Here is a 15,322-nt window from a genome sequence, read left to right on the forward strand (position 1 = left end):
AAGGAACATATATTCCCTTTTTCTTGAAAATAAAATATTTCTTTCGATTCACCTCACCACCTTCACTTACGTTTAGAGGTGGGAGTCCTCTCGAAAGGCATGATAGAAAGGACGTTTACGACGTATGCCAACATTTACTTTGTAATGGACCAGCAATTGGATAGCATTACTCTCAAAAAAGCACCGTGCTTTTTCAAGGGAGTAGTCTGCCCATTCCCATTACAAAGGAACGTGATGCATCTGTAGTATGATGTTTACGGAGGTTCCTAAGGGAACCTCCTTTTATTTTTGTCTTTTTCCCATGTCTTCATACTACAAGACATCCAAATAGCTGTATTACGTTCCTTTACCACTACTATAAGAGGTGAAGGAAAATGCAGAAAGTACAACTTTCTTGGAGTTTATATGAAAATGAGCAAAATACAATCAAAAAGTATTGTAAAAATTGCAGACGCACTACCCTATTTACCGATACGAATATTCGTAGGCATAACGCCAACGGAAAAAATATATACCGCTTTGCCATTTATAAATGTCCGAAAGACCATACTTGGAATCAAAAACTTCGTATTTATAAAGCATTTACTGATCACGTTGAAACGATCGATATGACCCAGCAAGATCAAACAGAAACAAGTACTACTATTTCCATTACGCAACATAAAGAAAACGGCATAGCCGAAATCACGATCGTATTAGATATCGTTTTCGGTTCTCACCGAATGGATAAAGCTTTATCCACATATATTTCCGACTGGAGCCGTACACGCATTGTGGATAAAATTAAAAGCCGGGATATTCAATTGAACGGGCAACAAATGAAACCAAACGCAATACTTTCTGAAGGTGATCATATCTCGATTTGTTTATAATGCAAAAAATCCTCTTACAATCGTAAGAGGATTTTTTTACTTCTTCACTTTTCGTAATACGAAGTGTGCACAACCGAAGTTACAGTACTCGTATAAATACTCTGATAAAGTACTAATTTTCGTATCATATGTCGAACGTTGATTACTATCATCAAAGAAACCGCGCAATCTAAGTTGCTCATAACCCCAGTCCCCAACGATGTAATCATATTTATTTAAAATTTCTGCATAACGCTCTTTAAATGCTTCTTCACTAAAACCATCACGAAAGTTTTTAATTACTTCGTACTGAACATTATTAATGCTCACCGTAGCATGCATCTCTTGCTCTTGCTTTTGCTCCATCATTAACTTCCTCTCTAAGCATTCTTCTTTTTATCGTATCACAAAGCATACCAACCAACAATTTCAAATACAAAAAATTGAAAATTAGTGCATGCTATGGAGAAGGAGGTGATACATCGTGAAAAAACAAATTATACTCTCTCTCCTCACTCTTTCCTTATTTGCAGGCTGTCAAACAAATAATAAAGCCGAAATGGAACGTGAAGAAGGAAGTCGTGTTCTTGTTTCCAATAAAAACGACATGTATCATACGGAAAATACAAATACACGATTAACGAGAGTCGGCTATTCATCTAAACAAAAGCATGAAGTATCTAACAAACAAGTAGGAGCCATTAACCGTGAGAAAGTCGCTGAAATGATTACAAGCATGGCAGTCAAACTTCCTGACGTTACAAACGCCGCTACGCTCGTTACCGATGATGAAGTATTTGTTGTATACCGTGCAAACACAACGGATCAGAAACTCGTAGCAGATCAAGTATATAAAGCTGCTTTGTCCATCGTTCCTCGCTATTATAAAGCATATGTATCAACAGACCAAAAGTTGATTTCTCAAATTCAAGGACTTCAATCTGGCGCATTAAATGATACAGAATATACGCAAAGCCTCGATATGTTAAAGCGTGAAATGAGTAAAAACCCTCATTTGAACAATACAGGGGATCAGACTTTGAATGATATGATAAAAAAATAAAGAAGATGGAGAAAACCTCCACCTTCTTTATTTTTGACTATTTCTTACGATCCGCATAAACCTCCATCGCATCACACATAAACTGCGCTAACCCTTCGCCAAACTTATCAATATTTTTCGTGAAGCGCTCATCAGCGACGTACATTTGACCGAGTCCTTTAAAAGCATCTAATGAATATTCACCGAAGTTTTGCAAGTAATCGTACCATACACCGATTGCTTCTTGTGCCTCTTTAGAATCTGGTGCATCGTGTCTAAGCGCCGCTAAATTTCTGTAAATCGCATTGAACTCTTCTTGCTTGTCTTTTGACATACCTTTCGCATATTCATTCGCTTTATCTACAGCTGCGTCTCCCCATCTTTCACGCGCTTCTTCTTCGTACGGATTATGGCTGAAATCGAAGCCTTCAAATTTCTCTTTGTTCGTCATTTCAATCTCTCCTTTTGTATGTTGAATTGTTTTATCAATCGTCGCAATCACTTTATCTAACCTAGCACGCTTTTCAAGAAGCATTTTTTTATGAAGCTGCAGTGCTTCTTCTCGGTCAAATGATGGACTCATGATAATTTCTTTAATTTTCTTCAAAGGGAAGCCTAGTTCTTTAAAAAATAAAATTTGCTGCAATGTCTCTAAATTTTCATTGGAATACAGACGATATCCAGACTCTGTCGTCTCGTCTGGGGTTAACAACCCAATTTCATCATAATGATGCAGTGTGCGCACACTAACTCCAACTAAATTAGCTACTTCTTTTACCTTCATTGTCATGTGTATCTCCCCCTTAATACATACGATAAAGTATGACGCAACGTTAGAGTCAATAAGTACATTCATTTTTTGTTAAAAGTTTCATCTCCACTATATTTCATGCATAATAGATATGTACATATATTAGAAAGCGGTGAAAGTATGGTTTCAAATACGGTAATTGCCAGTATCACAATTCAACTTGTGCTTTCGATTCTGGTACCCATTATTGCGTTTGTTTATTTTCGTAAAAAATATCATATTAATTGGAAAGTAGTCGGCGTTGGTGCTCTTATTTTTATTGGATTTACCCAAATTCTCGAGACACCATTCCACCTATTTATGCGCGGGAATCCGGCAATCGCTCCAATTTTAGAAAATCCATTTGTCTTTGCACTTTATGGCGGACTAACCGCTGGTATTTTTGAAGAATTAGGACGTTTCGTTGCCTTCTTCTTCCTACTAAAAAAATATCAAGAATATAAAGATGGTTTTGCTTACGGAATTGGTCACGGCGGGATAGAGTCTATTTTAGTTGGCGGATTCTCCGCATTACAGACACTTATATTCGCAAATGCTATTAACAACGGTAGCTTCGCTCAAATGGCGGAAAAACTACCACAATTAAATGTTGTAAAGGATATGTTAATAGAACAGCCTGCTTATTTATACTTCCTTGGCAGCTTAGAAAGAATTATGGCTCTTGTACTGCAAATCGCCTTTACAATGCTTGTCTTATACGCAGTAAAACAGAAGAAATATATCTTCCTTGTTTACGCTATATTATTCCACGCATTTGTAGACTTTTTCGCGGCACTTTACCAAACAAAAACAATCAACATCTTCGTTGCAGAAGGAATTACCCTTCTCTTTACAATTGGTGCTGTTGTTCTTATTCGTAAAATGAAAGAAAAATTAATGAGTGTGCCGGCGTAAAAATAACCCACCAATTGGTGGGTTATTTTTTATAAGGATTATCATAATGACGATAGCTTTTCCCCGCTTGCAACTCCCTCTTCGTTTCTGCATCTATAACAATGTACTTACGAAATTCGTCTACTTCATTTTGAGAAAAGGAAGCGAAAAAATAGACTTGGCGATCAGGGTGAATAAAAAATTCTTGAAACACCACACTACTCCGACAACCAGCGGCTGTTTTTTGTAAGAAAGAAAATTCTTCATCAGGCACTTCTTTAAATAAGATCTTTTTCCGAACGCTATATGCTGCATTGTTGTATTCTTTGTAGATTTTCTTATCTAACTGTTCATAAAATACATCTTCACTCACAAACGATTTATTTTGGTTGCTTGGATAATTTAATTTTGTATTCGATTCTGCATATGTTGTGGACAAGTGTATAAAAAAACAAAGAATGAATATAATACATATCAATTTTTTCATCATTGCACCTCAAATGTTCATTATCCACATTACTTTTCCACACATTTCAATCAATATGCTGTTTCCAATAAAAAGGAATTTTTTCCACATTTGTCGAAGTATATAGCGTCAACTTGAAAGATGGGGATGAATTATGAAGAAATTGATTGTAATACGACATTGTTCAGCAACTGGCCAAGAACGTGGTGCGGAATTAACGATTGCAGGAAAAAACCAAGCAAACACCCTTGCTACATTCCTCTTAGAAACCCAACCACAAATAGATCAGATTATTTCAAGCCCATTTGTGCGAGCTATCGATTCTATTCGGCCTTATGCGCTCCAAGCTAACTTGTCTATCCAAGAAGACGAACGATTAGCTGAACGCATATTAAGCGACGTTCCAATGGACGATTGGATGCAAAAACTAGAATCTACTTTTACAAATATAGATATTGCCTTTTCAGGCGGAGAGTCAACAAAACAAGCAACAGACCGTGCTATATCGCTTATCCAAGACGTTTTAAAATTAAACCATACTACAACACTACTCGTTACACATGGAAACTTACTTACGCTCATTTTAAAGCACTTTGATCACACGATCAGCTTTCATGAATGGAGAGCTTTAACGAATCCTGATGTTTATGAAATTATAATCGATGAACAATGTACTATAAAGCGATTATGGGGAGCACCATCCAAGTAATATCTCTTTCCAACACATTCAGTTGACGCCACGAGAAGAAACTGTACTAACAATAGAAAGGGGTATCACTCCATATGTACGAAGATGTACTTGCTTTACTACATAAAACAAATGCTTCTTACGAAAAGTTTGAACACGAACCAGTACTCGATTATGAAACAGATCGTATCGTACGTGAAAGGCTTGGCTTACACGGTACTCCAAGCAAAAGCTTATTTTTAAAATCAAAGTCTGGAGATTATTACGTATTTTTCACATTAGAGGGCACAAGGTTCAACCGAGGAGAGATGAAAGAAATAACTGGAGAACGCTTATCTCTCTGTTCTCCTGATGAAATGCGAGACAAAACTGGTTGTACGCCAGGATGTGTCGCTCCTTTCGGTTATTCACAGCATGTAACGATTATTGTGGATAGCGCTATATACGCTTACGATAAAATTTTAATTACACCTGGTGTACCTGAATTTACAATTGAATTATCCACAGAGGAATTAAAAAAGATTTTATTAACATGTCCAAATACTGTTTTAGAGTATAAAGTGAAACTTTAATCAGTGGGGGTCTTACTGCCCATTAAAGCGGGATAAACAAAAAGAGAGCTAATCATTAGCTCCCTTTTTTCATTATTTTGCTTCTGCTGTTTTTTCTTTAGCAGAGCGAACTTGCTCGTCCGCATGATAAGAAGAACGCACAAGCGGGCCAGCTTCACAGTGGCTAAATCCTTTGCTAAGTGCAATTTCTTTAAGCTCTGCAAATTCTGCTGGTGGGTAATATTTAAGAACTGGTAAATGCTTCTTAGATGGTTGTAGGTATTGTCCAAGAGTTAAAATATCCACATTGTTTGCACGTAGGTCATCCATTGCTTCAATTAAATCTTCTCTCGTTTCCCCTAAGCCCACCATAATGCTCGATTTAGTTGGAATATCAGGCTGCATTTCTTTCGCTCGACGTAAAAACTCTAATGAACGGTCATATTTTGCTCTAGCGCGAACTCGGTTAGATAATCGACGTACTGTTTCAATGTTATGGTTTAAAATATCTGGTTTTGCATCCATTAACATTTTTAAGTTTTCTTCTACTCCACCCATATCAGATGGTAATACTTCGATTGACGTAAATGGATTTTTACGACGTACAGCGCGTACTGTTTCAGCAAAAACAGCTGCTCCGCCGTCCTTTAAATCATCACGTGCAACCGCTGTTATAACAACGTGCTTTAAGCCCATTTGTACTACAGAATCTGCTACGCGTTCTGGCTCTTGTAAATCAAGCTCAGTTGGTAAGCCTGTTTTAACCGCACAGAAACGACAAGCACGTGTACAAACCGCACCTAAAATCATAAATGTTGCTGTTTTTCTTACAGCCCAGCATTCATGAATATTCGGACATTTCGCCTCTTCACAAACTGTATGAAGATTCTTAGAACGCATCATTTTCTTTAAGCCTGTATAGTTTTCATTCGTGTTTAACTTAATTTTCAACCATTCGGGCTTGCGCTTATATTCTGTTTGTTTTGTCATGGTTATCAACTCCGCACAATATGAAATAGTTTACCGTGTTCGCTTCTTTCAATGTAACATATCTATTCTAACGTATGAAAGCGATTTGCTCAAATGAAGATTCTAAGATTTTTTCCAATCGTTCCCTATAATGAAATACTCCGTATATCCCACACTAAAAAGAGTGATGTTGTGAAAGGAGTCTATTTCATGCTTCGAAAAATTTCTCTTTTGCTTTCGATTTGCTTTCTTCTCCACCAAAACATCGCTTACGGTGAAGATAATCAGCAAAGCATATACGAAAAGCGCATGGCACTATATAAAGAAACCGAGCAATCTTCAGGCATTCCGTGGTATTACTTAGCTGCAATGGATCAATATGAAAGAAATATACGGAGCGTAAGAAAAGATATTCCGAAAAAACCAGATGCCATCATTTCCCTTTATTTCAAACCAGAAATATGGGCTGGACCTGTTAATGGTAACGATACCCTTCCCCATACAATTTCTCTATTTGGCGGAATCGGTTTAGATGGGGACAAAGATGGATTTGCAAATGCAAATAACGACCGTGATCTTCTGCATACAGCAGCGACCATTTTAAAGAAACAAGGAACGTCCGAAGACCGTGTTCACATTATGCTTTGGGAATATTATAGACGTGCGAAAACAGTCGAATTAATTTCCGAATACGCCCAAATTTATAAACATTACGGACGTATTAATTTAGAAGGAAATGCTTTCCCTCTTCCAATTCGTAGTGACCATAGCTACCGTAGTACTTTCGGTGCTGGAAGAAGTTTTGGGGGAAGGAGAATTCATGAAGGAACCGATATTTTTGCAGGCTATGGCGTACCAGTAAGATCCACTTGCTATGGCATCATTGAAACAAAGGGCTGGAATCGCCTTGGCGGATGGCGCATCGGCATTCGCGACCTTCATAATAATTACCATTACTACGCTCATTTAGGCGGATTCTCAAAAGAAATACAGCTCGGACAAATTGTCGAACCCGGAAAAGTAATCGGATTTGTTGGTAGCACCGGTTACGGCCCTCCCGGCACAGCTGGAAAATTCCCGCCCCACTTACATTTCGGTATGTATAAAGATAATGGCTATACAGAATGGGCTTTCGATCCATACATGCATTTAAGTCTTTGGGAGCGAAAAGAACGCGCAAATACAAAACGATAACCGTAGCAATATGCTACGGTTATTTTTTATTTACAGCTAACTATCCGTTTTCTTTTTATCAGGTACAACAACACTTCCGCTTCCATAATACGTAGGCACTTCCCCTTGAACAATACGCGTTGCAATTGGAACGTCTTGCTTCACTTTTATTTCTTTCGTATGAAATGGAATAATCACTTGCAACGTGACTTCCATCTCCATAATAATTTGAATTGCTGTCGTATTGATTCCGTGCGGTTCAATTTTTTGTTTAATATCTGTATTTACATGACCAATCGTCGTGAAATCAATTGGAATATCAGGTCCTATATTTCCAAGAAGCGCATTATCCGTTACACGACCAAAAGGAACTGCCATCGTTGCTCCATTTTTTTCAGAAATACCTAGCCCTTTCAAATCCCCTTGTTCTACTTGCTGTAAATATTTTTCTATGTACATGGTCGTTGACGTTACGATTTCATTTACTTGCTTCGTATTTAAATTAATTGTGGATACTTTCCCGTTTTTATCATTTTGTACTTTCATTAATGAATCAACATCGAATCCTTCATTAATCCTATCTTTTACCGCCTTCGTCATAACGGCTGTCGCCATTTTATGCGTCTCTACTTCTCCATATTTAATTAATGTCGGCTGAATGCTACTATTCACAATCCATAATCCTTGCACGAGTAATATGATAAAAAGAATAAACGACATAAGCAGTATGTGCCGAAAAGAAATAGGTCCCCTTCGAAACCGCGAATTTTTCGAACGAAATATACTCATAAAAAACCTCCTTCTTATATCATTTCTATGCAAGAAGGAGGGACGATATATGCTTATCTCATTTTTAATAATGCTTCTTTTCCGATTGTGCCGGCCGTAATACCTAACGCTTCGGCTTCAACCGTTACTGATTCTAACGGCGCTTCAAGAAGTTGTTCAATCGTTCTTACACCAACCGCACGGCCAGCAATAATTCCTCGATCCCCTAACTTCTCATTTAAAAGACCTACATCTAATGCACCGCACATAATATATCCTTTATCGCTCATTACAGCTAGCAAATTTGTCTTTGGAAGTTTGACGCTAACCGCAATAAACGTATAATTATCAATTATAATTGGCTCCACATTAACCATAGTTCACACTCCTCTCTTTCTTATCTGTATGACAAGAGAAAAATGAGTGTTACAAGTTAACTAGCCTATAGTTTGACGGAAGATGTATGAGTTATTAACATGTCTGTTAACACATCTCTAAGTAGTTCTGGCATATAATATTGTTTGTCAGAAAGTGTGGATAGCTCTGGGTATAAGTAGCCGAATGTAAACATATCAATCGTTCCTACTGTATATATACGATCTAATTCCAGCGATTCCCCGTTAATCAATACATCTTCTAGTAAAATTTTATTCCCAGGAATCGTATCTGGAATGACTTCGACACCAGCGTAAATCATTTTCCCCATCACTTTCCCGCGAAATCCGAATCCTTTTACCTCAAGTTTCTCCATATTCGGGCGACGCGCTTTTAAAATAACTTCTCTTAGCGTTTTCCCCGGAACTTTTAATAAACATGGATTAATTGGATGTGGACAAATTCTGTGAATATCTCCGCGCGTCACAATACCTTCATCTAACCCTTCAAGAAGTACACCAGCGTTCACCATGCCAATCTCTGCACCGCACCATGTTTTCAGCGCATTTGCTAACATATGCGAAAATGCTGTCTCCTGAAACCAATCGACTGGTAATGATTCCTTTAAATGAACGACAGGCTCTGCCATAATCTGTTTACTTTCTTCTTGCAGCAATTCAATTGTGGATAACGGTTTGCTATAAGCACCTAAACGTTCTGTCTTAATCGCTCTACCGTCCTTTTTCAACAACTTCTTCGTTTCTTTATCCACAGTAAGCTGAACATGCCCAACGTAACGTCCCCACTTTTCACAACAACAAAGTAACGTATTATTCATAAGAACGCCACGCTCAAATAAATGGTGCGTATGTGCACCTAAAATAACATCTATATCATAATGCTCTGCCATATACTCATCCATGCTCTTTCCAAGATGAGAAAGGACAACTGTAATATGAGCCTCATCTCGCACTTCTTCTAAAATAGACTCTAAATGGATAAGCGGATCTTCAATATGCCAATCGAGCATATGATAAAACTCTGGATAAGCTACCGTTAACCCGATAAAAGCAATTGTAATTCCATCTGTCGTTGTATGTAATTTATAAGGTTTTGCCCATGCTGGACGTACACCTTCTTTTTCAAATAAATTCGCGACGAGCACCTCAAATCCAGCATCATCATATAGACGATTCAAATGCTCCTTCGCTAACGTAATTCCTTCATTATTTCCGATCGTTACATAATCATATAACGCCTCATTCAAAAGCTTCGTATTACCAAGTCCATTCGTCGCTTCCGAAATACGATGAAAACGATCCACATGATCGCCGATATCAACCGTCAAAACGGTCTCTCCCGCTTCTTGTCTTCGCTTTTTCTCCCCTTGTACAAACCGAGAAATTTGCGGCCAATTTTCAAAATGACTATGTATATCGTTTGTATGATAAAGGTGGATGATTGTTTCTTTATTTATATTCAGAGAAAAAACCTCCTCTCAGTTCCTTACTGCCATTTACGCTACACGTACGCAATAATCCTGTAAATACTTTTCGTCTTTTCTTGCTATTTTACATTGTACTCGCATTGTGAGAAAAAGCAAAAGATTACCCTTTCCATATGAATTTTTCTGCATTATCATCTATATAGGAGGTGTTCTTATTAAACTTTATAGCTTACTCTCACTCGTGTTTTCATTAATAGGAAGTATTTTATTTATCGCTTCCGTACTTTACTTACCTAATCTATATCTATTTATTAGCTTCCCTCTCGTTATTCTCGGCTTCATGTTTAGCATGGTTGCAATATCTAAAAACGAAGCTAGCAAATTGAGATTTGCCGGTATTTTTATCTTACTTCTATTAATTCTCTTTGTATTAATAGGTATTCCTTTTATATTTGTAGGATTCGGATTTTAGAGCTAGTTATCGCTAGCTCTATTTTTATGTTGAGGGGTATTTGCTTCTCTCTGCCATGTTGTAATTTGTTGATAAGTCGATATTCCTTGTCGAATCGTCGATATATTGCAATAATCGCTGATATATTCCAAGTTGTGATCGATATATTTGAAAAATCGCTGATATATCTGACTAGAAACCCACTTGGGTATCCCAGCCTGCACTGTCTAAACTGAATCGAACCAAAAACAACATAAAAAAGCGCCCTGCATAGCAGGGCGCTTTCACTTTATCTATTATCCAGTTCCAGCGGCTAGAATGTTCGGTGGCTTCCACTTTAAATATGTCCAGCTTCGCCTCCTAGACCCTCATGTCTAAGAACCTTCCGCACGAGAAGATAAAAAGCATCTTCTGTGCGAAAGAACCTTAGCCAACGGGTCTGAACAGTCGGCTCCGCATTTCTATTTAACCAATAGAACCTTCCATCTCAAACTTGATTAGGCGGTTCATTTCAACTGCGTATTCCATTGGAAGTTCGCGAGTGAATGGCTCGATGAAGCCCATTACGATCATTTCTGTAGCTTCTTGCTCAGAAATACCGCGGCTCATTAGGTAGAATAATTGTTCTTCTGATACTTTCGATACTTTCGCTTCGTGCTCAAGTGAAACGTAATCGTTTTTGATTTCGTTATAAGGAATTGTATCAGATGTAGATTGGTTATCCATGATTAATGTATCACACTCGATGTTAGAGCGAGAGTTTTTCGCTTTTGGTCCGAAGTGTACGATACCACGGTAAGTTACTTTACCACCATGCTTCGCAATCGATTTAGAAACGATTGTTGAAGACGTGTTTGGTGCTAAGTGAATCATTTTCGCACCAGCATCTTGGTGTTGGCCTTTACCAGCAATCGCGATAGATAATGTTAAACCACGAGCGCCTTCGCCTTTTAAGATAACTGCTGGGTATTTCATCGTTAATTTAGATCCAATGTTACCGTCAATCCATTCCATTGTTGCGTTTTCTTCACAAACCGCACGTTTTGTAACTAGGTTGTATACGTTGTTCGCCCAGTTTTGGATTGTTGTATAACGGCAATATGCATCTTTTTTAATGATGATTTCTACTACCGCACTGTGAAGTGAGTTAGTCGTGTAAACAGGTGCTGTACAACCTTCTACGTAGTGTACGTGTGCACCTTCGTCTACGATGATAAGCGTACGCTCGAATTGTCCCATATTTTCAGAGTTAATACGGAAATACGCTTGAAGTGGTGTATCAACTTTTACACCTTTTGGAACGTAGATGAATGATCCACCAGACCAAACTGCAGAGTTTAATGCAGAGAATTTGTTGTCTGTTGGTGGGATTACTTTTCCGAAATGCTCACGGAAAATATCTTCGTTCTCTTTTAATGCGCTATCTGTATCTTTAAAGACGATTCCTAGAGCTTCTAGGTCTTCTTTCATGTTGTGGTATACAACTTCAGATTCGTACTGTGCAGATACACCAGCTAAATATTTTTGCTCAGCTTCTGGAATACCTAATTTATCAAATGTTGCTTTAATTTCATCAGGTACTTCATCCCAAGACTTCTCAGATTTCTCAGATGGTTTTACGTAGTACGTAATTTCATCGAAATCTAAGTCGTTTAAGTCGCCGCCCCATTGTGGCATTGGCATTTCATAGAACTTATCCAGTGATTTTAAACGGAAGTCTAACATCCACTGTGGTTCTTCTTTCATACGTGAAATCTCTTCAACGATCTCTTTTGTTAAACCGCGTCCAGCACGGAAAATCGAAACGTCTTTGTCTTTGAAACCATATTTGTAATCGCCGATATCTGGCAGTTGCTTCGCCATGTTGGTGTGTCCCTCCTTAGATAACCTCGTTTTTAGGAACCTTTAACATTACTTATCTTCGTTTAAGCCCTTTTCTAACGCTTTCCACGCTAATGTTGCACATTTAATACGTGCAGGGAACTTGCATACGCCTTGTAATGCTTCAATATCTCCTAAATCGATGCTGTCATCGTACTCTTTTCCTAGCATCATGTCAGAGAAAATTTTAGAAAGCTGAAGTGCCTCTTCAATTTTCTTACCTTTTACTGCTTGTGTCATCATGGAAGCTGAAGACATTGAGATAGAACATCCTTCTCCTTCAAACTTCGCTTCTTGCACAATACCTTCTTCTACTTTCATCGTAAGTTGAATACGATCGCCGCAAGTTGGATTGTTCAAGTTTACTGTAACACTATCTTCTAGCACGCCATTGTTACGAGGATTCTTATAATGATCCATAATAACTTGACGATATAACGTATCTAAATTATTAAATGACATTTGTGAAATACTCCTTTGTCTTGATTAGCGATTCAACAAATGTATCAATTTCTTCTTTTGTATTATATAAATAGAAGCTCGCACGTGCTGTTGAAGAAGCTTTCAGCCACTTCATAAGCGGTTGTGCACAGTGATGTCCTGCGCGAACCGCAATACCTTCTACATCTAATACTGTCGCTACATCGTGAGGATGTACGTCTTCAATATTAAATGTAACAAGACCAGCGCGATGCTTTGGACCATAAATTGTAACGCCGTCTACTTCTGATAGTCTTTCTAAAGCGTATTGCGCTAATTCATGCTCATGCTTTTCAATATTATCAAGACCGATTTCTTCTAGGAAATCAATTGCCGCACCAAGTCCGATTGCATTACCGATAATCGGTGTACCTGCTTCAAACTTCCACGGAAGCTCTTTCCAAGTAGATTCTTGTAAATCCACGAAATCAATCATTTCACCGCCAAATTCAATTGGCTCCATATTGTTCAGCAATTCTTTCTTACCATATAATACGCCGATACCTGTAGGTCCGCACATCTTATGAGCAGATAATGCGTAGAAATCACAGTTTAAATCTTGTACATCCACTTTCATATGAGGTGTACTTTGTGCACCGTCAACGACCATAATTGCGCCGTTTTCATGTGCGATTGCTCCGATTTCTTTTACAGGGTTAATCGTTCCAAGTACGTTTGATACTTGCATAATAGAAACGATTTTTGTATTCGGTGTAACTGTTTGACGAACATCTTCTAAAGAAATTGTACCGTCTGGTTGAAGCGGAAGGTATTTTAAAGTTGCACCCGTTTTCTTCGCAACTTGCTGCCACGGAATGATGTTACTATGGTGCTCCATGTAAGATATAACGATTTCATCGCCTTCTTTTACATTTTCAAGACCATAGCTAGCCGCTACTGTATTTAATGCAGTTGTCGTTCCGCGCGTGAAAATAATCTCTTCCATTGATTTCGCATTAATAAACTTGCGAACTTTCTCGCGTGCACCTTCATACGCGTCGGTAGCTTTCGTACCGAGCGTATGAACACCACGATGCACGTTAGAATTATATTCTTTATAGTAACGTTCTAGCGTTTCAATGACTTGAATTGGTTTTTGAGAAGTTGCTGCACTATCGAAATATACAAGTTGTTTGCCGTTCACTTTTTGATCAAGAATTGGAAACTGTTTGCGTATTTCATGAATATTCATTAGCGAACTTTCCTTTCAATTACCTCAACAAGCTGTGCTTTTACTCCTTCAATTGGAAGCTCATTTACTACAGGTGCTAAGAATCCATGGATGACTAAACGTTCTGCTTCGCGTTTTGGAATACCACGGCTCATCAAGTAGTATAATTGGTACGGATCTACGCGGCCTACTGAAGCTGCGTGACCTGCCATTACATCATCTTCGTCGATTAAAAGAATTGGGTTTGCATCCCCACGTGCTTTCTCATCTAACATAAGAACGCGAGAAGATTGTTGTGCATTTGATTTAGATGCACCGTGTTCAATTTTACCAATTCCGTTAAAGATAGATGTTGCACTATCTTTTTGTACACCGTGTTTTAAAATCCAACCTTCAGAGTGTTTACCGAAGTGAACAACTTTAGTTGTAAAGTTTTGCGTTTGGTTACCACGGCCAATTGTTACTGTTTTCGTATCAGCATATGAACCGTCGCCCATTAAGTTTGTAACGTTCTCTGAAATTGTGTTTCCGTCATTCATAAGGCCTAGAGCCCAATCAATACGGCCGTCGCGTCCTACTGTGCCGCGGCGGTTAACATAAGTTGTTACGTCTTTTGCTAATAGATCAACCGCACCGAATTTCACTTGTGCGCCTTGTTCCACGATTACTTCTGCTACGATATTTGCAATACCTTTAGCATTTTCATTTGCAACGTAGTTTTCTACATAAGTTGCAGTACTGTTCGCATCAGCTACGAATAATACGTGGTTATATACGTTAGCTTCTTCGCCGTCTACTAAGAATACAGCTTGAAGTGGAGTTTCAAGAACAACGTTTTTCGGAACATATACAAATGCACCGCCGTTGATTAATGCAGCATGAAGTGCAGTTAAACGATGCTCGTCTACCTTCACGCCGTCTTTCATTAAATACTTTTGTACTAGTTCAGCATGCTCTGTTGCAGCTGTTACGATATCTGTAAAAATAACACCTTTTTCTTTTGCTTCGTCTGCTAAAGAAACGAATGCAGTTGTACCAGTACGTTGCACTAATACGCTGTTATTTTCATCGATTAAGTTTTTCACTGCTTCTGGAAGCTCTGTTAAAGAACTTACAGGCTCTTGCTTAGCAGCGTCGCCTTTTCCGATAAAGTCCCATTTTTCAATTTTCGTTTTATCAGGCGTTGGCATTGGAAGTTCAGTTGCTTGTGCAAGAGCTTGTAAGCGGAACTCAGTCAACCAAGCAGCTTCGTTTACTTCGCTTGCGCGTTGACGGATTGTTTCTTGATCGAAAGGTAATGTACCGATTGTCATGTTTATGCTCCT

The 15,322-nt window shown here is 38.3% G+C and carries 18 protein-coding genes; 7 read left to right on the forward strand and 11 right to left on the reverse strand.

The genetic code is table 11. The features are described from left to right. Positions 1-374 precede the first annotated feature (374 nt). On the forward strand, positions 375-872 hold the full coding sequence (locus VF726_RS30375) for a cytoplasmic protein (RefSeq protein WP_440173927.1): 498 nt from the start codon (positions 375-377) through the stop codon (positions 870-872). 36 nt (positions 873-908) lie between these two features. On the opposite strand, the gene VF726_RS30380 is transcribed toward VF726_RS30375, so the two are convergent. Then, positions 909-1,220: a YutD family protein gene (locus VF726_RS30380; protein WP_002003766.1), complete on the reverse strand. Its 312-nt coding sequence runs from the start codon at positions 1,218-1,220 to the stop codon at positions 909-911. Between the two features lie 115 nt (positions 1,221-1,335). Here VF726_RS30380 and VF726_RS30385 point away from each other — a divergent pair, with 115 nt between their 5' ends. After that, the gene (locus VF726_RS30385; protein WP_440173928.1) at positions 1,336-1,914 is read left to right on the forward strand and encodes a YhcN/YlaJ family sporulation lipoprotein; all 579 of its coding nucleotides are present in this window, start codon (positions 1,336-1,338) and stop codon (positions 1,912-1,914) included. A gap of 37 nt (positions 1,915-1,951) precedes the next feature. Here VF726_RS30385 and VF726_RS30390 read toward each other — a convergent pair whose 3' ends face one another. Continuing rightward, positions 1,952-2,683, reverse strand: a complete 732-nt coding sequence (locus VF726_RS30390; protein WP_440173930.1) for a MerR family transcriptional regulator — start codon at positions 2,681-2,683, stop codon at positions 1,952-1,954. A gap of 99 nt (positions 2,684-2,782) precedes the next feature. On the opposite strand from VF726_RS30390, the gene VF726_RS30395 reads away from it, so the two are divergent. Continuing rightward, positions 2,783-3,598: a YhfC family intramembrane metalloprotease gene (locus tag VF726_RS30395; protein WP_440173963.1), complete on the forward strand. Its 816-nt coding sequence runs from the start codon at positions 2,783-2,785 to the stop codon at positions 3,596-3,598. 22 nt (positions 3,599-3,620) lie between these two features. On the opposite strand, the gene VF726_RS30400 is transcribed toward VF726_RS30395, so the two are convergent. Continuing rightward, positions 3,621-4,064: a hypothetical protein gene (locus VF726_RS30400; RefSeq protein ID WP_440173932.1), complete on the reverse strand. Its 444-nt coding sequence runs from the start codon at positions 4,062-4,064 to the stop codon at positions 3,621-3,623. 133 nt (positions 4,065-4,197) lie between these two features. Here VF726_RS30400 and VF726_RS30405 point away from each other — a divergent pair, with 133 nt between their 5' ends. After that, entirely contained in the window at positions 4,198-4,752 is a 555-nt protein-coding gene (locus VF726_RS30405) for a histidine phosphatase family protein (protein ID WP_440173933.1), read from the forward strand. 74 nt (positions 4,753-4,826) lie between these two features. Then, positions 4,827-5,303 (forward strand): YbaK/EbsC family protein, encoded by a 477-nt coding sequence (locus tag VF726_RS30410; RefSeq protein ID WP_440173934.1) that lies wholly within the window; start codon positions 4,827-4,829, stop codon positions 5,301-5,303. A gap of 72 nt (positions 5,304-5,375) precedes the next feature. Here VF726_RS30410 and lipA read toward each other — a convergent pair whose 3' ends face one another. Further along, positions 5,376-6,272 carry a lipoyl synthase gene (lipA, locus tag VF726_RS30415; protein WP_000166375.1) on the reverse strand — a complete coding sequence of 299 codons (897 nt, stop codon included), beginning with the start codon at positions 6,270-6,272 and terminating at the stop codon, positions 5,376-5,378. A gap of 189 nt (positions 6,273-6,461) precedes the next feature. On the opposite strand from lipA, the gene VF726_RS30420 reads away from it, so the two are divergent. Then, positions 6,462-7,445, forward strand: a complete 984-nt coding sequence (locus VF726_RS30420; protein WP_440173936.1) for a M23 family metallopeptidase — start codon at positions 6,462-6,464, stop codon at positions 7,443-7,445. A 36-nt stretch (positions 7,446-7,481) separates the two neighbouring features. On the opposite strand, the gene yunB is transcribed toward VF726_RS30420, so the two are convergent. From yunB to VF726_RS30435, 3 genes are all read right to left on the reverse strand, one after another. Next, positions 7,482-8,213, reverse strand: coding sequence for a sporulation protein YunB (gene yunB / locus VF726_RS30425; protein ID WP_166704731.1), 732 nt, complete (start codon positions 8,211-8,213; stop codon positions 7,482-7,484). A gap of 53 nt (positions 8,214-8,266) precedes the next feature. After that, positions 8,267-8,569 (reverse strand): YunC family protein, encoded by a 303-nt coding sequence (locus tag VF726_RS30430; protein WP_440173937.1) that lies wholly within the window; start codon positions 8,567-8,569, stop codon positions 8,267-8,269. Between the two features lie 65 nt (positions 8,570-8,634). After that, a complete protein-coding gene (locus VF726_RS30435; protein ID WP_440173965.1) occupies positions 8,635-10,050 on the reverse strand; it encodes a bifunctional metallophosphatase/5'-nucleotidase in 1,416 nt (471 codons plus the stop codon). Positions 10,051-10,255: 205 nt separating this feature from the next. Here VF726_RS30435 and VF726_RS30440 point away from each other — a divergent pair, with 205 nt between their 5' ends. Further along, positions 10,256-10,486 carry a hypothetical protein gene (locus VF726_RS30440; RefSeq protein ID WP_000492051.1) on the forward strand — a complete coding sequence of 77 codons (231 nt, stop codon included), beginning with the start codon at positions 10,256-10,258 and terminating at the stop codon, positions 10,484-10,486. A gap of 444 nt (positions 10,487-10,930) precedes the next feature. Here the strand turns inward: VF726_RS30440 and sufB are convergent, their stop codons facing one another. From sufB to sufD, 4 genes are read right to left on the reverse strand one after another with little or no spacing between them, the layout of a single operon-like run. Continuing rightward, complete coding sequence (sufB, locus tag VF726_RS30445) at positions 10,931-12,328, reverse strand: Fe-S cluster assembly protein SufB (RefSeq protein ID WP_001118827.1); 1,398 nt, start codon at positions 12,326-12,328, stop codon at positions 10,931-10,933. Between the two features lie 48 nt (positions 12,329-12,376). Then, entirely contained in the window at positions 12,377-12,808 is a 432-nt protein-coding gene (gene sufU, locus VF726_RS30450; RefSeq protein ID WP_000009525.1) for a Fe-S cluster assembly sulfur transfer protein SufU, read from the reverse strand. Beyond that, on the reverse strand, positions 12,798-14,018 hold the full coding sequence (gene sufS, locus VF726_RS30455) for a cysteine desulfurase SufS (RefSeq protein ID WP_001020767.1): 1,221 nt from the start codon (positions 14,016-14,018) through the stop codon (positions 12,798-12,800). The genes sufU and sufS overlap by 11 nt, the downstream gene beginning before the upstream one ends. Beyond that, positions 14,018-15,310, reverse strand: coding sequence for a Fe-S cluster assembly protein SufD (sufD, locus tag VF726_RS30460; RefSeq protein WP_048528319.1), 1,293 nt, complete (start codon positions 15,308-15,310; stop codon positions 14,018-14,020). Before sufD ends, sufS begins: the two co-directional genes overlap by 1 nt. Between the last annotated feature and the right edge of the window lie 12 nt (positions 15,311-15,322).

Origin of the sequence: Bacillus sp. Brlt_9, from assembly GCF_051948935.1 — a bacterium.
Taxonomy (GTDB): Bacteria; Bacillota; Bacilli; order Bacillales; family Bacillaceae_G; genus Bacillus_A.